Source organism: Desulfitobacterium sp. (assembly GCF_982384815.1).
The window spans coordinates 1-22,357 of record NZ_CEVWNY010000014.1; the positions used below are offsets into that span (position 1 = coordinate 1).

The following is a 22,357-nucleotide window of genomic DNA, read 5'->3' on the forward strand; positions in this document are numbered from 1 at the left end:
CCCTCAACGTTTCGGGATGTTCTCCAATAAGCTCGGCCACCGTGCCGATACTATACAACCCCTTTTCATCATCTAGCACAAAACCACCATCCCCTCTACCCTTTTAATCTCTCTACTATATAAGCCACTACTTAATCCTATCCTATAATGATTCTATACCTTTTTGTGATCGATCTCAATATTTTTATTTAAGTTTTATTCTAAATCTTAGAGTATGATCCATTTATCTCTAGAAATTACCTTATTTTTAAATAAAAATAATAAAAAGCAGAGGGGTTCCCTCTGCTTTTAGCGTCGATTGAGATATCAAATTCTTGGGAGCAATATAGTACTACTTCTTCGCTTCCATAAGTTTAACAGCTTCCGTATTTATCTTAGGCTGCTCAACGTTCCACTCGGAACTTGACACACCGGTTCTGGCCTCAATAGCTTTATTAATGGCCTGGTACGCATAATCCATTGATTTATTCAAGGTATCAAAAGCCAATTGAGGATTATGGAAGCCCATGGAGTTCTCTGCTCCTACCCAGTCAACCAGGAATTGAGCCTTACGCTGTAATTTACGAGCTTCATCAAGGAGAGCTGCGTTAACGCCTTGAGCTTTAGCAGCAGCATCGATAGTGTCAATAGCCTCTACGTTCACTTTACCGACCTGAGCCATCATATTTGCGACCTTATCCTGAGTATAGGATACCCGGTCTCTTAGCCACTGCTCTCCTTCCCGATGACAAGTAGTACAGCTTTCATTTAAGTGTTTCATAGGACTGGTCATCCAGTGGGAAGAAACCTTTTCGCCACCGTTCATGGTATATGGCATATGACAATCGGCACAAGCCAAGCCCGCTTGTTGGTGGGTACTACCCTGGAATGTTTCAAACTCAGGGTGTTGAGCCTTAATTTCGCCTATACCGGCCTTCGGGTGCTCCCAATCGGAGAAGCCGATTTCTTCATAATATTCTAGAACGCTCTCGGGGGTAAAGCCTTTATCCCATGGGAAAGTAACAATTTTCTTATCTCCGGCAAAATAATACTCGACATGGCACTGACCGCAGACATAAGAACGAAGTTCTTGAGTAGTCAATTTATCGGGGTCTTTACCCAAACGGGTCAGAGTATTTCTTAAAGGTGGCTGGGTAATTACTAGGTTCATAGTTTGAGGATCATGGCAGTTTGCACAACCAATAGGTTCGGTAATTTTATCCTTCAAATCATGGAAATTGGCAGCATAATAAGCATCGCCCATTTCTGCTACTACACCGGCAACTTGAGGGGATTTACATGTCCAGCAAGAGGCGATACTTTTTTCGTTAATTCGTTTAATCTTAGTAACATCTTCAATAGCATAAAAATGGCCACGGTCTTCATTATACTCTTTGGCGAAGCCATAACCGGCAAAAATCTCTTTTAAGAACGGCCATTGAACCAAATTATCGTATTCTTCGGAACCGCCATACTTACTGCCTTCATTAGACATCTCTGCATTCTTCATGTAAGAATCATATTGCTTCGGATAGAATTTCTTAAATTCTTCCGACTTCACGGTTCCGGGTGCGATATCAGCCCGGAAAGCAACCGGCTGCTGGGTAGTGGATGAACAGCCAACGGCAATCATACTGATGGCCACTATGACCATCAATCCAAGGAGAATTATTCCACGTCTTCTCACAATTCTTACCTACCTTTCCCTTATCGATAGTTACTATGAGGGGTATAGCGGTGACAATCAAAACATCGTCGACTAGAATCCATGTTTAAATTCCTTACCACATCTTGATGGCATCTTAAGCAATTATTTTGTACCATTTCTGTATCCTTTTGGGCAATTCGGATTGGCCCCGTGATGTTACCAAAAGTATTGTGGTAAAGATGCTGAACTCCCGCCGTAGCCTTTGTATATGTCTTGGTCGCATAATTGGTCTGATCGGTATGACAATCGTTACAGCCGGCTATTTCCCGGTGGGATGAGTGACTCCAGGTTCCATAAACAGGCTGCATTACATGACATGAGACGCAAAAGCTCGAGTCCTTGGTTACAGCATGCATGCCCTGTACCCCTATAACCCCTACCAAACATAATGCCGCTAAAATGCCCAGAATTAATGCTCGTCTGGATATTTTTTTGGGTGGACCGCCATTGATACCGGGTTTTTCATGTTCCAATCCGCTATATTTCATGTTTTCCCCCCTTTCTCACCTTGCTTGTGTATTTCCTCATTTGCATATATCCTCCTGATTAAATTATAGAAAAAATGCGCAAAGAAGCCCATTAACAAATTCATCACAATTTATTAAAACTTTCTTAACAAACTCTTCACTAAAAATTCCTTATATCTTAGTCATATACGCAAGGGCGATATCCGCTTCTGCACATGAGTTAATATTCAAAAGTATAATTCTTACAAAACCGACAAATAATAGACTATCACTTTTAGGAGGTGCCCATAGTGCAACAAATTCAATTAAGTCAAAAGGAAACCATGTTACTAAACGATCTTAAAAGCCACGAAGAAATTTGCATCCAAAAATACAGCAAATATGCCCAAGAGGCTCAAGATCCTAAACTCAGTCAAATATTCCAAGACCTAAGTTCAAAAGAACAGCAACATCTACAAACTATCGAACAAATTTTGAGCGGGCAAGTTCCACCTATGAATCAAGGGGGACAGAGCCAAGGCCAACAAACCCAACAATATCAACAACAAAATCTCCAATCTGGTCAAGGACAACAAGGTAACCAAAACGATGCCTTCTTGTGTGCTGATTTGCTTTCCACTGAAAAGCATGTCGCCGAAACTTATAACACTGCGATTTTTGAATTCCAAGATACTAATGCCCGTCAGACCCTGAACCATATCCAAAAAGAAGAGCAGGAACATGGGGAAATTCTGTTTAACTATATGAAAGCTAACGGGATGTATAATGTTCAATAATTAATTGCAATATTTAGTTCGCTGTTCATAATACTATAGCCGAAAAAGGGGTTGTCTTTTAGCCAGACAATACCCCTTTTTTTGTAGTGAACCCCTTTATTTATGTTTATAATGTTTATAATGTTTATAATTTTAGGCTAAGATAAATAAATCTACCAATCATCAACGAATTATGTTAGACTTATTTTTGTCGAAAATTGAATAGAACCTTCGAGGCAGGGTGAAATTCCCTACCGGCGGTGAAGATTGCTTTGCAGTCCAGCCCGCAACTCGATGCAGTACGCATCGACTGACTTGGTGAAATTCCAAGGCCGACGGTAAAGTCCGGATGGAAGAAGGTAAAACTGTTTTAGCTTGTGCTAATTGCAGCTGAATGTTAATGCCTCGAGGAATCAATTAATTCTCTCGAGGCATAGTTGTGTCCGGAACTATTCATTCAAGATATATTTCAATTACGAGGAGTGTTACAATGCTTGAAACAAAACAGTCATTAAACAAAAGCCTTTGGTGGATTGCACTCGGAGCCGCCCTGTGGGGCCTCGATGGTGTTTTTATCGTATCGTTATTAAACCATATTACTTCTTCCCAGATTGTCTGGCTCGAACACCTATTGTTATTTTTCTTCTCCGCCCCAGTACTTTACTGGAAACGCGAAGAACTGAAGCGCCTCAACAAAGGTGACTGGTTTGCTGCCCTATTCGTAGGATGGGGCGGTTCAGCCATTGCCTCAGTTTTGTTTACTGCCGGCTTTACTTACGGTAATCCCAATGTCGTTTTAATCCTGCAGAAACTGCAACCCATCTTTGTAGTTCTGCTCGCTGCCTGGCTGCTCAAAGAGCGTGTACGTAAAGCCTTTTGGCCCATCTTTGTCGCTGCACTCTTTGGTGCGTATCTGCTGACATTCGGTTTTCATATTCCCAATGGCGCAGGCGGAACCGACAAGCTTATCGGTTCCCTGTTCGCCATAGGAGCTGCTATACTTTGGGGCGGTTCAACTGTTATGGGCAAACGACTTGTTAGCAAGTTGTCCTTCACGACCATGACTGCCCTTAGATTTGGATTAGCACTGCCGCTGTTAACGATTATCGTCCTTACTAAAAACCCAGACTGGCATGGTTTGGGCCAAGCACTGACCTTCGCTCCAGTTTGGGGAAATCTCTTATATCAGACCATTGTTCCCAGTTTAATTAGTATGCTTCTTTATTATCGTGGGTTGAACAATGTGCGGGCCTCCTATGCGACCATTGCCGAACTTGCCTTCCCTGCAACAGGTATTCTGGTCAACTGGCTTATCTTACATCAGACCATTGACATAGGCCAATGGTTCGGTTTCGCGATCGTTTGGCTGGCTGTGCTTCAGCTTTCAAGGATGCAGGGTGAAACGGAAGCCCCTATCTATAGAGCCTCTAATTCCGATAAAGCTATGTCACCGGCAAAATAAAGAATGAGATTTATTTAAAAACCATGTTTTTTTAATTCTTCCAATGGATAGAAAGTTCCCCGCCATTCAAGACCACCGCGGCTTAAAATCTTGATCATCGAGTTTAGTCCCTTCTCTCCTTAGCTTACAAAGGGTATAAAAAAGCAAAGCCTCGTTCCCAATATCAATCGACTTTAAGTGTCGTAATCGGCCTGCTTTGAAGGAGGTAAAATTCCCCTAAGCCATAGCTCCATTCAATGTCTTGAGGCACTCCATTGAAATGGTCTTCTATGCGAAGACATAGACAAGCCAACTCCCGGACCTGTTGGGAAGTTAAACACCCTCGGGTAGGGTATTGTGTACGAATGAAGGACAAAGGCGGTTGTCCCCTTTGCGGTGCAGGAGTGAATTGAAGAACTGCGCCATCAGGACGTCTGGCGAGCCATTGATCAGGAACAATTTCTCCCTGAACCAAAGCCTCCCCTACACCGTATGTAGCATTAATAAGCAGCTCGCTTAAATCATGCCCAAGCGGGTTAACTGTAAAGACCACTCCCGAGACCTCATATGGTGCCATTTCCTGAATGATCACTGCCAGAGCAACTTCACTCTCTTTAAATCCTTTTAGCGAACGATACTGCACTGCTCGGGGAGCCCAAAGTGAAGCCCAGCATTTCTTTATTGCATTAAGAACTTCACTTTCCCCCTGGATATTAAGATAAGTCTCTTGTTGCCCTGCAAAACTTGCACTGGGAAGATCTTCGGCTGTAGCGGAGGAACGAACAGCCACTTTAGGACTGCCCATCCTTCTATAAGCTTCAAAAACTTCTTCCGCTATCTCATTAGGCAAGTCGGAATTCTCTATTTCTATTCGAATTCTAGATGTTGCATCTTGTAAAGCGCGTAAGTCATTGAAGTTGATTTGCGGTAAATAGACATTCTTTATACAACGGCGGTATCCCTCAACAGTCAAGACAAAACCCTGGGGTACTTTCATCCCAGCGCGCACTAATTCACCCAGATTAGCTCCTTTTCCGCCGGCTAAAGATAGGTCTTCTTTTTTTAATTCTTGAAGCAGCCGTATATATCTCATCACATTTTTCTCCGTTTAGTGATATTTCTTCATCTATTTTAATCCAAGACGCGAATTACTCCGGCCGACCCGTCCACACGAACCCGTTGTCCATTATGCAACAGTTTGGTTCCATTAATCGTTCCGACCACCGAAGGGAGTCTGTATTCCCGAGAAACGATTGCCGCGTGGGACAATGCTCCCCCGGAATCGGTGATTAACGCCACCACATACGGGAATAATACTGTCCACGTTGGAGTGGTAAGAGGGCAGACTAAAACCTCTCCTTCTTGAACCAAATGGAATTCATCAGCCGTATGGATAATCCGCACCGGTCCTTCGGCAACTCCCGGAGAACCCGGAGTACCCGGAGTACCAAACAGCTCTCCCTCGGGAGATAGTTCCAGTGACACTTCTTTTTGTACCTCAATGAGGGAATATTGTTTTAGAAAAATCTTCATCCCCTCCGCTGCAAGAGGGGGAAATACATGCAAAGGGGGGACGATGGGCGCTTTTCCAATGGTTTGGGGTGGCATTAAAGAGTAATTTTGGGTATGTTCAGCCTTCCTCCCGGCCACCAATCCTTTTAAATTAGTAAAGGCGTTATTCTCTCTTAGGGCTGATAGCAATTCCTCCCGGTATAGAAATAAAGTGTCCCCAGGACAATCCAGAATACCCGCCTGAACCAATCTTTTACCAGCCTCAAGGGCGGCATAACGGGTATGGCTGAGGGGAACACTCATTAATAAATAGTCATGGATTTCGCTTAACGGCTGAACTTGCTCTGCTAATTTAAGCCAAGTATCGAACTCCTCCCTCTCTTCTCCAGCTAAAGTGCTGCGGAGTTCATTGATCCGCCGCAGCCGGTATGCTTGAAAATCAGAGTCTTCAGTCATAGGGTAATCTGTGTCCATTAAGGACTTGATAATCCCCACCACCATCTCCGGCATTTCTCTCCAGGTGGGTTCAAATTCGAAGCCGTCTGCGGGCCGATCTCCTTCAGCTTCCAAGAATCGCTCGAGTTCTTCCTCAAACCAGGTGTTGGCTAGCTGCTTGAATGCTTTTTCACTTGGCAGAGGCAAAATATTGCTAATCGTTGGGTCTGCGGCGGCACGCTGTGCTAAGGTTAAGAGGCAATTCATGGTGTTAAAGAACGCAGGATCATTCATCTGAACTAATTCGTAAGCTTCAAATTCCGTTAGATTGAACATTCTTTTACATACTTCTATCCAGCGTTCCCGGATGTACATACCGACCATGACAACTTTATTATGTGGATTCCAAGCCCAGCATAAATAGTCATAGCATCGCTCCAAATGATTGGCTAGTTCTTCCCTGCCGGCATTTGCACGATCAAAATTTCGGATCGGCTTGAGACGCTCCTGAGCTTCCGGTTCCCATACGTCCTTCCAGGCATGAACGTGATTCTCAAACCCTTTTTCCTTAAGAAACTTTTCAAACCCCAAGACCCGACTACGGAGCTGCGGATTAATCCGCCACAAATGAAAGAGAAAGGGAAACCGCTCCATAATAGGCGGGGGATCTCCGCCAATTGATTCAATACGCTGAAAGACATAGCCATGGAGAACAAGATACTCATATTTAAGGGAAGGGATGGAAAATTCCTCGAAAGCGTGAACTGAGCCTATCTCCACCGGAGTAAGTCCATAAGAAACAAAAAGTGGGTGTACCGGTCGCGGCCAATGAATATTATCCCGCATCCAGAATCCCTTAGCTTCCCAAAGGGGCATATATTTCTACCTCCCCACATTTTAATCTGATTTCTGCTGTTTTATCAGCGCACCTGATAAGTATGTGTTAACAGCGGATAGAATAACGGATAAGAGGTCATCCTGTTTACCATAATGGTACCATCTCACCATGTGAACCATATATAACCCCTCAATATCATGTGCAAACTCCTGTGCACGCCGTTCCCTGGTTACAACTCCTTCAATCTGGCCACGTTCAAAGGCTTCTGTGATCATCCTCCTGAAGAGAGTCCCGCTTGGATGTTCAGGCGTTGATCCGCGCTTCATCTTTTCAATTAAGGTAACCAGGAAAAGTTCCGGTCTTCTTAGGGTCCACTCGACGCTATTCGCTATGATTGCCTCAATTTGATTCTTTGTTCCTAAAGTCGTGACAAAAAAATCGCCAACTTGCTTTGGTGTTAATTCTTCTGTATCGTAAAGTATCTCGATTGCCAAATCTTCTTTTGTCTGAAAATAATTATAGAAGGTTCCCCTTGCTACGCCGGCCGCGACCGTTATCTCCTCGATTGTCGTTTCTGTAAACCCCTTGTTCCTAAAAAGTTCTTCACCGGCTCGCACAAGAGCGGATTTAACTTCCGCTTTTTGCTTTTCCCTTAATTTCATTACTATTTTTTCACCTCCCTAATAAAAGAAAATTTCAGAAGAGTTATAGATGATGTCGCCTTTATGTACACTGTACATTAAATGGCTACGTTCATTCTAATCCAAAAAGATTTCTCTGTCAATTCTTGGTGATTAATTTAATCCGGTTGAATAAAAGGCTCAAAGGTGATACCCATCCATACTTACTTGCCTTCCGGCTCCAACTTCTACTAATGCCCCCAGTTCTATTAGGACTTTCCCCATGTACTTCGCATGTGAAAAAGCTTGTGATTATATTTCACAAGCTTTTTGGCTTTATTCTAATGATTTAAAATTCAAGCTCAGTTAAAGATGAATTTACTCCTCGGGTACTCCATACCCCTCAGGAGCGGGAATACCCTTTTCGGCAGCCCGGCTAACTTCTTCCCACTCCTCCCAGGCAACTATTCGTTCCTTTAACGTATCTATAGCTACATCGTAGACCATGCTGCCAAGGATAAGCCTGAGAGGAGGATTATCACTATCCACTAATTTCATAAGTGCTTCTGCAGCCAGGGAAGGATCGCTATCCACCGAATCCTCTGAATACTGACGAGCCAGTTCCTCACGAAGGCTTCTGTAAGATTCCAGGGGATTACTGTAACTCATCGAGGTGTACAAGTTTGTCCAGTACCCACCAGGCTCTACCATGGTGAGTTTTATCCCGAAATGGGCTGCTTCCTTTGCCAGAGCTTCACTCATGCCTTCCAGAGCAAATTTACTTGCACTATAAATACCACTCATAGGACCCGAGACAATTGCACCAATACTGGAAATCTGAACGATATGTCCGGAGCCTTGAGAACGTAAATAGGGCATTACTGCCTGACAGACCCAAAGAGCTCCAAAAAAGTTTGTCTCCATCAGATTTCTGGCATCGGATTCACTTAGTTCTTCAATCATACCCAGGGTCATTATGCCCGCGTTATTAACAACAACATCAAGGCAGCCAAAATGCTTTACCGCCGCTTCAACCGCGAAAAAAACAGCTTTTCTATCTGTTATATCCAGCTTTAACGGCAATAAAGTATCCCGATACTCTTCCTTTAGCTTTTCCAGTTTGCCGATAGTTCTTGCGACTGCTACAACCCTATCCCCAGCCTTCAGAGCAGAACGGGTGAATGCATATCCCAGACCCTTACTTGCTCCGGTAATGAACCATACTCTTTTATTTTCAATGCTATGGATCATAATATCTAATCTCCTTTATTATTTAATTTATTCGTGGACGTTTGTTCGAAATTGAAATAGAGCATTAAGTGTCCTTTTTCCTAGCGCATTTTATCCACCTCCTTTACCAAGAAAATTAAAAGCACAGGCTAACTGCCTGTGCTTTAAGTAATGGAAAGAAGATGACAAAAATCAAAGAAGTCCCTTGTTTAACAATGTTACTCTTTCAATTATTATCATTTGTTTTTAAAGAAAAACAAAAGGATAGCTTTGTCTCTATCCTTAAACGCATACACATATCACCGCAAGGTTTTCTTAAAAATAGATAGACCAATCCCGATTACCCTACACAGGTAGAGTCTTAAGTACTATTTAATTAGTTACTTTAATCGAGATGTAATTCCACACATTCTTAAGCAACCCTCCGTCCATAAAAATCAAATTTATGTTATCATACATGTTAAGCTTTTTCAATACCCTTTTTATGTCACTAAATAAGCACCAATGCGAAAGAGACTAGGCAATTTTTATCCCTCCAGATGCAGCATATTTATAAAAGTTCACGGTCGCCTGGGCGGCTGCTAACAAACTAGTACAATCACATTTTTGCACATTATGGAACACTTTTTGTAACCTTATAGTTATAGCTATTCTGACTAACTGCGCCAAATAAGAAGAATGTGAACCCTAACAAAACAGTGCTTTCCATTGACAAACAAGGTCGGATGCACTAGACTAGCAACAAGGTCTGATGCATCCGACCTTGTTGAGGGGGGCTGAATATGGACAATTTGAAATTATTTGATGCCGAATACCGTTTTATGTGCGTGTTATGGGAGCATGAACCGGTGAACTCTACCGAGCTTGTACGGCTTTGTTTTGACCGTTTCGAGTGGAAGAAATCCACCACATATTCTATGATCAAAAGACTCGGTGAGCGCGGTGTTCTGAAAAACGAAAAGGCCATTGTAGTGGCTTTGGTGAAAAAAGAAGATGTGCAGAAATACGAGAGCGAGGTTTTGCTTGAAAAAACCTTTGACAACTCGCTGCCGGTGTTTCTGACAGCTTTTTTGCGGGATAAAAAACTCTCTAAAAGCGAAGCAGAAAAGCTCAAAAAGATGATTGAGGAGGCGACAAAATGACCAATGTGTTTATTGCCGTTCTCAACATGAGCCTTATCGCCTCCTTTGTTGCGCTGGGCATTATTTTAATTCGGATTCCGCTCAAAAAGGCGCCCAAGGTCTTTTCTTATGCGCTTTGGGCAATCCTTCTTTTCAAATTGCTTTGTCCTTTCACGATTGAAACGGCGTTATCCCTTATCCCTGTGAAAGCCGAGCCTGTACCGCAGAATATCATATATTCTCAGACTCCGTCCATCGACAGCGGCATTCCGTTTGTGGATCATTCCCTAAACCGGGTGATTACCAATACGGTCCCTCCTGCAAATCCTGCCGCAAGCGTAAACCCAATGCAGGTTACAGTGTTTGTTCTTTCCTGCATATGGCTTGCGGGTATCGCGGCGCTGCTTTTGTCTGCCCTTGTTTCCTATTTTCGTTTGAAATACCGTTTGCGGGTGGCAATTCCAGTACAGGAAAACATTTATGAAACCGACCGGATAAAAACGGCCTTTGTACTAGGTTTTGTGCGTCCGAAAATTTATGTGCCCGCCGTTCTTTCCGAGCGGGAGATGGACTATATCCTCAAGCACGAGCAAACGCATATCAGACGGCGCGATCATCTTATCAAGCCCCTTGCCTTTCTTGCGGTTTGTGTCCATTGGTTTAATCCCGTCATATGGTTTTCATATTATCTTGCTATGGGCGATATGGAGCTTTCCTGTGATGAAAGTGTGCTGGAGCATTACGGCAGTGACATTCGCCGTGACTATTCCAACTCGCTGCTGTCCCTTTCGGCCAAGCAAAACGGCCTGATCTCTCCGCTTGCTTTTGGTGAAACCGGAGTAAAAGGCCGAATCAAAAATGTGCTGAACTATAAAAAGCCCGCCCTTTGGGTGAGTATAGCGGCAATTACTGCAGTCATTGCGGCGGCGGTTTTATTACTTCCCAATGCTACGCAGGGCACAAAGGCTATTTCCGATGAATTTCCCGATACCGCAACAGAAAATATCACTCTCGAATACTCCGATGAGAGCGGAATTTATACGGAGAATTATATTAAGAAAACTACAGGTGGTTTGGCAGCATTACTTACTGAAGATAACAAGGAAATCATTTCCGGTGAGGATGTTATCCCCTTGCCTTATGTCTATGGGGTAAAAACAAATGGCAAATATGATCTGCTGGACAAGAAGACTCTTGCAAAGGTGTCAAGCATTTCTTACGACGAAATTTTCTGCGAAAAGTACCCTGACGGAAGGCTTTCCACAAGAATTATGAAAGGCCGGGCAGGCAACTATTGGGGGCTTATCAGCGCCAAGGGAGAAACCCTTACAAATCCGCAAACCCAAGCCTTTGAGGACATTCAGATTAATACCTATGAAGAGGTATGGCCAATCATCGCTGTGATAGAAGACGGTAAATATGGTGCGATAGATTATAACGGCAACATGGTTATCAAATCTCAATGGGGTTATCTTGCAATGGATGTTTATAACGTTCCTAATACGGTCTTTGTTTTTGACGGCAGCAAATGGGGCGGCATAAAGCTTAATAAAAACTTACCGGCGTCAACCGTCGATTATAGCCTGACACCGCCGGAATGGATCGCCCGGAGTTATAATCAGATGCTTTTGACCTCAGCCTCGGTCAATAGCACGCAGCTTGCAAGTATGTTTGATTTTGCAATCAAATATCGTTTTGATTATGTACCGTTTTTTGCTGAAAGCAATGCGCCGCAAAGCAGCAGCGAGTATCTTTATTATGCTTTTGCCATCAATTTGGACCATTGGGGCGCCGACAAGGGCATCATGGCAAAGACGTATGTGGAAAATGTCATAAAGAAACACTTTGGGATAAAAAACATAGTCCATGAAGCCCAGCGGAAGGCCTGGAATTTTGACGGGAAAAACTACACCGCTGTTCCGTCGGGTATTAAAGATAAACCTATTTATGTTCTTACCGATCTTAGGGTAAGCACCAAAGACGGAAAAACTGTTTATGAAGCCACGATGATTAAATGCAATTTAGCCGACAGAAGTATAGCAAGTGACGAAGATATGGTAAAGATCAGGGCGGAAATATCGAACGGCGATTATTCTTCTCTGGTATCATTGCAGAGGGAAACCTTTGCATATTATCTCAACGACAACGGTGAGCCGGTATTTATCGCGCATATCATGACCGACCGTCCCGAAATGAAATGGTATTATCAGATGTTCGGAAATGACACGGCATTCAAGGTACTTGGCAGCCCATCGGGCGATTTTACCGATGACCAGATGGCAATCTATGCAGTTTTGAAAATGGATCACTACAGCTATCAAGACGGCCATACAAAAGAAGAGTATAATGCCATTACTCAAAAATACTTCGGCCGGGATATAAAAAATTTCAACAATGGTGCGACCGAAATAATACCGGGCACAGATAAAATCAGAGCGACGGGTTGGAGCTTTGACAACACCATGTTTGTAATTGCCCAGGATGTCTGGGATAACGGCGACGGCAGTACGACAGGCGATTTTTACTGCGTAAATGTTCCCGATTCCTATTGGACAGGTCAAAAAGGAGAATTTGAAGAAGCAGAAAAGGCCTTGTTAAACGGCGATCTCTCTTCCTTTACAAATACAAATTGCAGTATCACTCTTAAAAGAGTTATTTTTGAAGTACAAGCTGAGGGCGGAAAACAGTATTTTAAATACCGTAGTGTGAAAAATCTTGAGGAAAATGTAAAATCAACCGTTTTGTATAGCAAGTGAATAACCAAGTGTCTTTAGAAACGGCGACAGCATTTCCTCTCCGACTGAATCTTCAAGCAAATTAGGGTCATCAAGCACCGAAAAATTAAAATCACCTATTGGATTAAATCGACGTTCTTCACTCATAACCGTAACCCAACACTATTTGGCAGATTGAATTATGCTTATTTCAGAAATAGGTTCTTTATTTATGAGCATAATAAATCGCTCAGCATCAACATAATCCAGCTTGACAATGAGAGCTTTCATTCCTTCGAGCTTATCAACTGTATCGCTATAAAGTATATATTTACCTTTTTACCTTATTCTCCATCTCAATAAATCGGTCAAAATCACTCTCAAACAACCTATCCTGTACTATGCGGTATTTTTCAAATTCCGTTTCTGCGTGAAGCTTTGCTTGCTCATGCGAGATTTTACCTGCATCGGTCAAAATCTCGTTGCCATTAAACTCTAAAAATCCGTCAAGTCTTTTTGCCCAATCTTCCATGGACATAGGGATTTTTCGCTCGGCTTGAAGTTCTGCATAATCCAGATAAAGGGATACGATACGCTCTAAATAGCGTATCTCTTTTTCGTTCAAATAGTTTTTCGCAACCGAAACATCAGCTTTTATAACCTTTCCGTGCGGGGCGGCTTCCCATGTGGTAAGCCCCATATGTTCCTTTTCCGCATCCGCCCGCTCCACAATCAACTCGGCGGCAGTGTGCCGATGAACAGCCCAGTGCATCTTGTTTTGCACAAGTTTGAAAAACTCTCGCGTAGTTTTAGCATCCTTATCATAATCAAAAGCGGTTGCGTAGAGGTCTGTTACCTTTTGGTAAAACTTTCTCTCGGACAAGCGAATTTCACGGATATACTGCAATTGACGCTCAAAGTATTCATCCGTAAACATATGACCTTTTTTCAGCCTGTCAACATCCATCGTCCAGCCTTGAATAGTGTAATCCTTTACAATTTGGCTTGCCCATTTCCTGAAACGCACCGCCCGCTCATTATTCACCTTAAAGCCGACGGCGATAATCATTTGGAGGCTGTAATGCTGAGTATTATAATTTTTACCGTCCGCAGCAGTTATTAAGTATTTCTTAATAACTGATTCCTGCTCAAGCTCACAGTCATCAAATATTTTTTTGATATGCTGATTAATTGCAGCAACACTTACATCATAAAGCTCTGCCATCATTTTTTGCGTAAGCCAGATATTCTTATCCTCATATCGCATCTCCATACTGTTTTCACTTTCGCCTGATGCTGCCACAAAAGTCAGATATTCAGCTGCTGAACTATGTATAGTGATTTCGTTTCCTTTTTTCTTTTTCATAATTACAAGACCTCACTGACAATTTTTCCACCAGAACATATGTTCTGTACTAATTATATTAAATCTTTTTCCAAAAAGCAAGCCCTTAATCAACCAAAGGGAGTCCCCAAAACTTATACTTTTTGATTAATAAAAGGACTTGTTATATTACCTCAAATTCTTGCTACATAAGGACTTTTTACCTCCGACCAACCGAACCGGCACCGCCTTGGGATTAGTCAGGATCATAAGAAATGTGTTGTGTATAAAGCTTATATATCTCATCAGATGTTGCAATAACAGTACCATCTGTAAACATTAATGCGAATTGTGTCATTTTTTCATTGATAATAATCGTATTAATTAGATCCATAGGTGGAAAAGTTGCATTTTGATAGTAAAGTAACCCCTGTATATTTTTATCGTTGTCCCAAGTAATGTGTGCGAACATACCGTCTCTACCTGTTTTTTCATATGATAGGATGTAAAACTTCCCATTAAATGACTGATCATCATGAAAGAGATAGTTGCTTTTTTCTCCGTCTATGAAAACAGTTGTTTCGCCGGTCACAACTCCATTTTCGTATATACTTGCAAGTACTTCTTGATTTATGTTTTTGTTAAATGGGATTTTAGAAAGTATCCAAAACCCAATAATTAAAACCACAACCACTTTGACAATCGTTTTATATTTCTGTTTCATTCTCTTACACCGCGCCAAATATAAATAATCTTTGCTTCACATTTATCTACTGATGTTCATTATAACACGTTTTTCCATAGGCTCACCTGATAAATAATATAAAGAGGGTACCGCCATTTAAAATTAAATGAGCGATACCCTTTTTCTAGTTGTTTATTCTAATTTTACTTTGATTAGTCTTTGTTGTTCACAGCCGCTTGGGCGGCTGCCAGACGGGCAATGGGCACCCGGAAAGGCGAACAAGAAACATAGTTCAAACCGATCAGATGACAAAATTCAATAGAGGAAGGGTCGCCGCCATGTTCGCCACAGATACCAACCTTCAACTCCGGATTAGCCTCTCGACCGAGCTGGACTCCCATCTTCATAAGCTTACCAACACCGTTGCGGTCGAGAACGGCAAAGGGGTTGTTTTCGAGGATACTCTGCTCAAGATAGGCCGGGAGGAATTTACCCTCCGCATCATCACGAGAGAAGCCTAAGGTGGTCTGTGTCAAGTCATTAGTGCCAAAGGAAAAGAAATCAGCGGCAGAAGCTACTTCATCAGCAGTTAGAGCTGCGCGGGGAACTTCAATCATAGTTCCCACTTTATAGGCGAAGTTCACTCCTTGTTCTGCCATGACGGCTTGAGCTGTCTCGACCGTAAGCTTACGAAGCTTCTCCAGCTCTTTGACATGGATCACCAGCGGTATCATGACTTCCGGATGGATCTCATAGCCCTCTTGAACAAGCCGAGCGGCAGCCCGGAAAATCGCCCTGGCTTGCATAGCATAAATCTCGGGGAAAGTGACTCCCAGACGACAGCCCCGGTGGCCGAGCATGGGATTCATTTCCGACAGAGCCCGAACCTTTCTTAACAAGCCTTCCTTCTCCTGGAGTTCTTCCTCATTTTCTCCGCTCATTTTAAGCTTAGTGATCTCCACAACCAGTTCCTCCACATTGGGGAGGAATTCATGGAGGGGCGGATCAAGAAGTCGGATGGTTACCGGGAAGCCCTGCATAACTTTAAGAATGCCATAGAAGTCATCTTCCTGCATGGGTAGGAGTTTTGCCAGGGCCTCTTCCCTTTCTGCGAGGGATTGGGCCAGAATCATTTCTTGAACAATAGGTATACGAGCGGGATCCATAAACATATGCTCGGTCCGACATAAACCGATCCCTTGGGCACCGAAATCCCGGGCTTTTTGAGCGTCCCGGGGATTATCTGCATTAGCCAGGACATTAAGGGCACGGATCTCATCAGCCCATCCCAACAATTCCTTGAACTCTTCACTAAGCTCCGGATCGATCATGGGAACTTCACCTTTGATAACCCGACCTGTTGCTCCATCGATGGAAAATAGAGTTCCTTCCGGATAGGTAACACCGTCTATAATTACGGTATGATTGGTATAATCAATTTTGAGGGCCTCACAGCCGCAAACGGCGGGCTTTCCCATATGACGGGCTACTACTGCTGCGTGGCTGGTCATTCCTCCCCGGCTGGTCAATATCCCTTGGGAAACAAGGATGCCATGGATATCATCAGGTGTGGTCTCAGTTCGTACCAAAAGGACTTTCTCACCGGCATGGCCTAACCGTTCAGCTTCATCGGCATCAAAGATGATTTTTCCGGAAGCCGCACCAGGGGAAGCGGGCAGGCCTTTAGCTACTACGTCCAGCTTAGCTTCACTATCCATACGGCGATGGAGCAATTGTCCCAGTTGACCGGGCTCGATGCGAACAATAGCTTCCTCCTTGGCGATTACTCCTTCCTTACACAACTCTACTGCAACCCGAATGGCAGCAGGAGCCGTACGTTTTCCGTTACGAGTCTGGAGGAAATAGAGGCGGCCACGTTCAATGGTAAACTCGATATCCTGCATATCCCGATAATGAGCTTCCAGACGATTAGATATCTCCACAAACTGAGCATAGATTTCTTGGTTTTCATTCTCGAGGCTTTTAATTGGTAGGGGTGTACGAATTCCAGCCACCACATCTTCACCTTGAGCATTCATTAAGTATTCACCGTAGAGAGCCTTTTCACCGGTGGATGGGTTGCGGGTAAAGGCAACTCCCGTACCGGAATCATTACCCATATTACCAAAGACCATGGATTGAATATTTACGGCCGTACCGATATTATCCGGTATCTGATTAATTTTGCGATATATGATCGCCCGATCATTATTCCAGGAACGAAAAACTGCCAAAATTGCCTGTTCAAGCTGTTTCATCGGCTCAAGAGGGAAAGGATTTCCTGTGCGACGTTGAATGAGTCTTTTATATCCATCAACAACTGTTTTTAAGCTCTCCGCCGATAGCTCGGAATCAAAACTAACGCCTTGCTTTTCTTTAGCTTCCTCAAGGATGCTTTCAAATTCATGATGTTCTACTTCCAGAACTACATCCCCAAACATTTGGATAAAGCGGCGATAGCTATCATAAGCAAAACGCTCATTTTGGGTAGAAGCAGCAAGCCCTTTTACAGTATCATCGTTAAGCCCCAAGTTAAGAATAGTATCCATCATACCGGGCATGGAAAATTTCGCACCGGAACGTACGGAAACCAAAAGCGGATTATCCGTATCACCAAACTTCTTTCCGGTAGCAGTTTCTACGTCAGCCAAGGCAGGACCGATCTGTTCCCAAAGTCCTTCAGGGAAGCTACGGCCATTGGCATAGTACTCATTACAAGCTTCTGTGGTAATCGTAAATCCGGGAGGCACCGGCAGACCAATATTGGTCATCTCGGCTAAGTTGGCCCCTTTTCCTCCTAATAAGTCTCGCATAGATGCCTGACCTTCACGGAATAAGTAAACAAACTTCTTAGACATTTCGCTCCCCCTTAAATAAAATCTCTAACACCCTCGATGCCGTTTCCTCAATGGCTTTGCCCGTGGCATCAATGACTGGGCAGCCTATTTTACGCATAATTCCCCGTGCATATTCCAATTCTTCTACAATTCGCTCATAATTAGCATAGTCAGCAGTGGCCCCTAAACCTAGGGTTTTTAGCCTCTCAGTTCGAATCTGATTTAATAGATCCGGTTTCAAAGTAAGGCCAACCACTTTATTGGCGGGGATTTTAAAAAGCTCCTGCGGCGGAGATACTTCCGGGACTAATGGAATATTAGCAGCTTTGATACCTTTATGGGCTAAATACATGCTTAAAGGGGTTTTAGAAGTACGGGAAACCCCGATCAACACCACATCCGCTAAGAGCACTCCCCGAGGATCCTTACCATCGTCATACTTCACCGCAAACTCAATAGCCTCGACCTTACGAAAATACTGTTCATCCAGCAAATGAGTAGTGTTAGGGGTATAACTAGGCAAAAGACCTGTCTTTTCCGTAAGAATTCTCATAAGGGGACCAAGAATATCAACGGTACTCAGTCCATTCTCTTCAGCCTTTTCCTCTAAATAAGAGCGAAGTTTTTTTAGTACAAGGGTATAAGCAATAATAGCATGCTCCTTAACCGCCTCCTCTATTATTTCGTCAATATGTACCTCATCCTGCACATAAGGAACTTTGCGGATTTTTGTCCGTACTCCTGCAAACTGAGCGGCAGCGGCACGGCTTACATATTCCGCTGTTTCGCCCAATGCGTCCGAAATGATATATATGATAGGCATTTCCTTTGTCACGCTGCACCTCCAAAGTAATTTGATTAAGGGAGAATTTAATCTGCTCCCAGTGAACCCAGTTGAACAAGTATTTTTGCCACATTAGTTTTAGTAAAGCGGCCAATTACCTCGTAGCGCTCCTCACCTTTTTCATCAATAAAGGCATCCACCACCGGCAGAGAATCAATCTGGTGCATGGTCAATTTACGTGCCGCTTCAAGAACCGGCTCATCTGCAGTGGTCATAATTATATTTGGCATCCGTGTCATGATGATGCTGACCGGGACCTGCTGCAGGTCTGTTTTACCAAGGGCGGATTTAAGTAAATCTTTACGCGACACCATTCCCTTGAGCGTTTGGTTCTCACCTACAACGGTTAGACTCCCCACATTTTGTGTAAACATGGTGACAATCGCATCATAAATACTGATATTTTCCCGGATCGAATTAGGAAGAGACTTAAAGTCCCCAACTCTAAGCTGCCGCAATCGCTCCATATAGGGCGAGGCTTCTTTCTGTTCCTTCAAAAAGTAGCCTACCCTTGGCCGTGCTTCGAGGACACCTGCCATTGTTAAAATCGTCAGATCCGGACGCAACGTGGCTCGCGTCAAATCAAGCTTTGCAGCAATTTGCTCTCCGGTAATTGGGCTTGAATTCTTTACGATCTCCACTATTCGTTCTTGCCGTTCCGTAAATTCCAACCCTTTTTCACCTCATCTATTATTCGCATATACATATATTCAGCTATTATGGCAAATGTGACATACTATTAAACGATAAACAGATAATTATTCCACACTTTTTTTTAATTTCCTTCAAATTAGATTGTCCAATAGAAAAAAAATAATGGCACCCATACAAAAATTATGCAGGGTGCCAAAGTTGTCAGGCTAAGAGGCTTAGATCACCGATGCAGCCAAGAATGGCCACACATTCTCTGAGAAGGGCCAGGCGGGCTTCCTTGAGAGCTACCTCATCCACCATGATCATGACAGCATTGAAGAGAGCTTCGATCAGAGGAATGAGTTCGGAAGCCAGTGCGTAAGCTTTTTCATATTCGCCTTGTTCGACTAACTCGGTGAAGACTTCTTTTCTCCGAGCGATTCCTTCAGCCAAAGCGATCTCAGAGGGATCGATGAGGACCTTGATGTCGAGAGGCCGGCCTTGAGCCTTTTTACTTAGGTTTAGGCAGCGAATATAAGCTTGGGAATAAGTCTCGAATTCTTCAGTTTCCCGTTTTTCCGCCAGTACTTGGGCCTTCTTGGCCGCCCGGGTAATTCTGTCGCTGCCCTGAGCAAGTATGGCGTCAATCGTGTCATAGCGCAGTCCGTGTTCCTGGAGAACAAAACGGAGTCTCTGCTGGAAGAATTCCTGCAGGGCACCTTGGATCTCCGTAAAAGCAAGGAGATTCATCCCTTGACTGGTAAAGTTCCGATAAGCTGCCCCGAGCAATTGAGCCAAGGACAGATCCCAACCCGCTTCCAGAAGAATACCCACAATCCCCTGAGCCTGACGTCTTAAGGCATAGGGGTCTTGGGAACCGGTAGGCTGAATCCCAATCCCAAAAGCACCAACGATGGCATCCAGCTTATCCGCTACACTGACGACCCGACCGGTAAAGGATTTGGGCAGCTCGTCACCGGCAAAGCGGGGTTGGTAATGCTCAAGAATACCGGCGCAAACTTCAGCCCTTTCTCCACTGAGGCGGGCATAGTCCGCTCCCATGATTCCTTGTAGTTCCGGGAAGTCATAGACCATTAGGGTAACTAAATCCGCCTTGGCCAAAAGGGCTGTGCGCTGAGCCAGAGTTTTCTGATTCTCATCCATACCCTGTAGAGTAGCGATTTCTCCGGCTAAGGCAAAGATCCGATCCACCCGCTGACGAACACTGCCCAGTTTCTCATGGTAGGTGACTTTCTCGAGCTTTTCTACTAATTCGGCCAGCGGCGTCTTTTGATCCTCCCGATAATAGAAGGCAGCATCTTCTAAGCGAGCTTTCAGCACCTTTTCATTCCCGGCTTTAACCTTATCCAAGGCATAATCATCACCATTGCGCACTGTGACAAAATAAGGCAGAAGCTTTCCCTCCTTGCTGCGCACCGGGAAATAGCGTTGGTGTTCTTTCATGGGCGTGGTAATGACCGGTTCAGGCAGATGCATATAATTCTGAGCAACTTCTCCTAAGAGGGCTGTGGGGTATTCGATAATATTTGTTACTTCATCTAAGAGATCCTCATCCCTTTCAACTTCCCCACCCACTTTTTCCTCAAGAACATGAATCTGCTTCAGGACTGTTTGACGGCGTTGTTCCGGATCCACCATAACATAGGCTTTATGCATTTTTTCTACATACTCGGCCGGGCTTTCAATGGTTACCGGACCACCTAGGGTACGATGTCCCCGGGAGGTTTTGCCCGCCTCAAGACCAACAAATTCAAAAGGAATGACCTCCGAGCCAAACAAGGCCACAACCCAACGGATGGGACGGGCAAAGCGGAACTCCAGATCCGCCCAGCGCATTGGCTTGGGAAAATGAAGGCTAGTGATCAGATCATGGCAAAGCCCAGGCAAAAGCTGAAGAGTCGGCCGACCGGTTTCGAATTTACGAGCGTAAACATAAGGAACGCCGTTTAGTTCCTGAACGAAAAGATCTTTAGGATCTACCCCCTGCCCCCGGGCAAAACCTTGGGCTGCTTTAGTAGGGTTACCTTCTGCATCATAGGCTGCTTTCACGGCAGGTCCTTTAACTTCTGCGCTAAAATCTTTTTGTTTCTCAGCGAGGTCCTGAATAAGCACGGCAAAACGCCTGGGCGTAGTGTAAACTTTTAGGTCGGCATAATCCAGACGCAATTCTTCTAAATGCTTTTTGGCTTGCTCCAGAAGCTGGCTGATCACACCGGGGGCAAATTTAGCCGGAATTTCTTCCGTGCCGATCTCCAGTAAAAAATCCTTTGCCATCTTATTCAACCTCCTTTCCCGATTGACCTTTGAGTAAGGGAAAACCTAACTTTTCCCGCTGTTCTACATAAGCATGGGCACAAAGCCGAGCCAAATTCCGAACCCTTGCAATATAGCCGGTCCGCTCCGTCACACTGATGGCTCCGCGGGCGTCCAACAGGTTAAAGGTGTGAGAGCATTTAAGCACATAATCATAAGCCGGAAGAACCAGACCCTTTTCCACGATGCGGATGGCTTCCTTCTCGTACATATCAAACCAAACTTGCAGAGATTCCACATCGGCAGCTTCAAAATTATAATGGGAATAATCAATCTCATTTTGCAGGTAGATATCACCGTAGGTGATATCTACCACATATTCGATATCAAAGACACTCTCTTTATTCTGGATATACATAGCCAAACGCTCCAGGCCATAGGTGATCTCGGCGCAGACCGGTTTACAGTCAATGCCCCCGCATTGTTGGAAGTAGGTGAATTGAGTTACCTCCATGCCATCCAGCCAGACCTCCCAACCTAGCCCCCAGGCACCAAGGGTCGGGGATTCCCAGTTGTCCTCGACAAAACGGATATCATGTTCCTTGGCGTTAATCCCCAGCCGCTCCAGACTTTGCAGATAAAGCTCCTGAATATTGTTCGGTGAAGGCTTAATAATGACTTGGTATTGGAAATAGTGTTGCAAACGGTTAGGGTTTTCCCCGTAGCGTCCGTCGGTCGGCCGCCGGGAAGGCTCAATATAGGCGACCTTCCAAGGCTCTGGGCCAAGGGCGCGTAAAAAGGTATTGGGGTTAAAGGTTCCGGCCCCTTTTTCCATATCATAGGGCTGGGCAATGATGCAGCCTTGTTCTCCCCAAAATCGATTAAGGGATAGGATCATGTCCTGAAACTTCATGGTATACCTCCTAATATTTATAAATAA

The 22,357-nt window shown here is 44.1% G+C and carries 17 protein-coding genes, 1 pseudogene and 1 riboswitch; of the genes and pseudogenes, 4 read left to right on the plus strand and 14 right to left on the minus strand.

The genetic code is table 11. From position 1 onward, the window contains the following. The 3 genes and pseudogenes from AC1U9U_RS04080 to nrfH all read right to left on the minus strand — a co-directional run. Positions 1–79: pseudogene (locus AC1U9U_RS04080) on the minus strand (MerR family transcriptional regulator); the annotation flags it as partial. A gap of 252 nt (positions 80–331) precedes the next feature. Further along, on the minus strand, positions 332–1,666 hold the full coding sequence (locus AC1U9U_RS04085) for an ammonia-forming cytochrome c nitrite reductase subunit c552 (protein WP_479959274.1): 1,335 nt from the start codon (positions 1,664–1,666) through the stop codon (positions 332–334). A gap of 20 nt (positions 1,667–1,686) precedes the next feature. Then, complete coding sequence (gene nrfH / locus AC1U9U_RS04090; RefSeq protein ID WP_479959275.1) at positions 1,687–2,175, minus strand: cytochrome c nitrite reductase small subunit; 489 nt, start codon at positions 2,173–2,175, stop codon at positions 1,687–1,689. 302 nt (positions 2,176–2,477) lie between these two features. Between nrfH and AC1U9U_RS04095 the strand changes: the two genes are divergently transcribed. Further along, positions 2,478–2,930, plus strand: a complete 453-nt coding sequence (locus AC1U9U_RS04095) for a spore coat protein (RefSeq protein WP_479959306.1) — start codon at positions 2,478–2,480, stop codon at positions 2,928–2,930. A gap of 202 nt (positions 2,931–3,132) precedes the next feature. Next, positions 3,133–3,274: riboswitch (FMN riboswitch) on the plus strand. 125 nt (positions 3,275–3,399) lie between these two features. Next, positions 3,400–4,371 carry a DMT family transporter gene (locus AC1U9U_RS04100; protein ID WP_479959276.1) on the plus strand — a complete coding sequence of 324 codons (972 nt, stop codon included), beginning with the start codon at positions 3,400–3,402 and terminating at the stop codon, positions 4,369–4,371. Positions 4,372–4,534: 163 nt separating this feature from the next. Here AC1U9U_RS04100 and AC1U9U_RS04105 read toward each other — a convergent pair whose 3' ends face one another. The 4 genes from AC1U9U_RS04105 to AC1U9U_RS04120 all read right to left on the minus strand — a co-directional run bounded on the left by AC1U9U_RS04105 (position 4,535) and on the right by AC1U9U_RS04120 (position 9,006). After that, complete coding sequence (locus AC1U9U_RS04105; protein ID WP_479959277.1) at positions 4,535–5,443, minus strand: PEP/pyruvate-binding domain-containing protein; 909 nt, start codon at positions 5,441–5,443, stop codon at positions 4,535–4,537. A gap of 38 nt (positions 5,444–5,481) precedes the next feature. Continuing rightward, positions 5,482–7,173 carry a PEP-utilizing enzyme gene (locus tag AC1U9U_RS04110; RefSeq protein ID WP_479959278.1) on the minus strand — a complete coding sequence of 564 codons (1,692 nt, stop codon included), beginning with the start codon at positions 7,171–7,173 and terminating at the stop codon, positions 5,482–5,484. Between the two features lie 21 nt (positions 7,174–7,194). Then, positions 7,195–7,797 (minus strand): TetR/AcrR family transcriptional regulator, encoded by a 603-nt coding sequence (locus tag AC1U9U_RS04115; RefSeq protein ID WP_479959279.1) that lies wholly within the window; start codon positions 7,795–7,797, stop codon positions 7,195–7,197. A 336-nt stretch (positions 7,798–8,133) separates the two neighbouring features. Further along, positions 8,134–9,006 carry an SDR family oxidoreductase gene (locus tag AC1U9U_RS04120; RefSeq protein WP_479959280.1) on the minus strand — a complete coding sequence of 291 codons (873 nt, stop codon included), beginning with the start codon at positions 9,004–9,006 and terminating at the stop codon, positions 8,134–8,136. Positions 9,007–9,767: 761 nt separating this feature from the next. On the opposite strand from AC1U9U_RS04120, the gene AC1U9U_RS04125 reads away from it, so the two are divergent. Further along, positions 9,768–10,127: a BlaI/MecI/CopY family transcriptional regulator gene (locus AC1U9U_RS04125; RefSeq protein WP_479959281.1), complete on the plus strand. Its 360-nt coding sequence runs from the start codon at positions 9,768–9,770 to the stop codon at positions 10,125–10,127. Beyond that, positions 10,124–12,862, plus strand: coding sequence for a M56 family metallopeptidase (locus AC1U9U_RS04130; RefSeq protein WP_479959282.1), 2,739 nt, complete (start codon positions 10,124–10,126; stop codon positions 12,860–12,862). Before AC1U9U_RS04125 ends, AC1U9U_RS04130 begins: the two co-directional genes overlap by 4 nt. A 289-nt stretch (positions 12,863–13,151) precedes the next feature. Here the strand turns inward: AC1U9U_RS04130 and AC1U9U_RS04135 are convergent, their stop codons facing one another. The 7 genes from AC1U9U_RS04135 to glyQ form a co-directional block, all read right to left on the minus strand. After that, complete coding sequence (locus AC1U9U_RS04135; RefSeq protein WP_479959283.1) at positions 13,152–14,186, minus strand: virulence RhuM family protein; 1,035 nt, start codon at positions 14,184–14,186, stop codon at positions 13,152–13,154. A gap of 214 nt (positions 14,187–14,400) precedes the next feature. Continuing rightward, positions 14,401–14,868, minus strand: a complete 468-nt coding sequence (locus AC1U9U_RS04140) for a hypothetical protein (RefSeq protein WP_479959284.1) — start codon at positions 14,866–14,868, stop codon at positions 14,401–14,403. 173 nt (positions 14,869–15,041) lie between these two features. Next, the gene (gene ppdK / locus AC1U9U_RS04145) at positions 15,042–17,687 is read right to left on the minus strand and encodes a pyruvate, phosphate dikinase (protein ID WP_479959285.1); all 2,646 of its coding nucleotides are present in this window, start codon (positions 17,685–17,687) and stop codon (positions 15,042–15,044) included. Next, positions 17,680–18,501 (minus strand): pyruvate, water dikinase regulatory protein, encoded by an 822-nt coding sequence (locus AC1U9U_RS04150; protein WP_479959286.1) that lies wholly within the window; start codon positions 18,499–18,501, stop codon positions 17,680–17,682. Before AC1U9U_RS04150 ends, ppdK begins: the two co-directional genes overlap by 8 nt. Positions 18,502–18,536: 35 nt before the next feature. Then, on the minus strand, positions 18,537–19,181 hold the full coding sequence (ccpN, locus tag AC1U9U_RS04155) for a transcriptional regulator CcpN (protein WP_479959287.1): 645 nt from the start codon (positions 19,179–19,181) through the stop codon (positions 18,537–18,539). A gap of 184 nt (positions 19,182–19,365) precedes the next feature. After that, entirely contained in the window at positions 19,366–21,438 is a 2,073-nt protein-coding gene (gene glyS / locus AC1U9U_RS04160; protein ID WP_479959288.1) for a glycine--tRNA ligase subunit beta, read from the minus strand. A 1-nt stretch (position 21,439) separates the two neighbouring features. After that, complete coding sequence (gene glyQ, locus AC1U9U_RS04165) at positions 21,440–22,330, minus strand: glycine--tRNA ligase subunit alpha (protein WP_479959289.1); 891 nt, start codon at positions 22,328–22,330, stop codon at positions 21,440–21,442. Positions 22,331–22,357 lie beyond the last annotated feature (27 nt).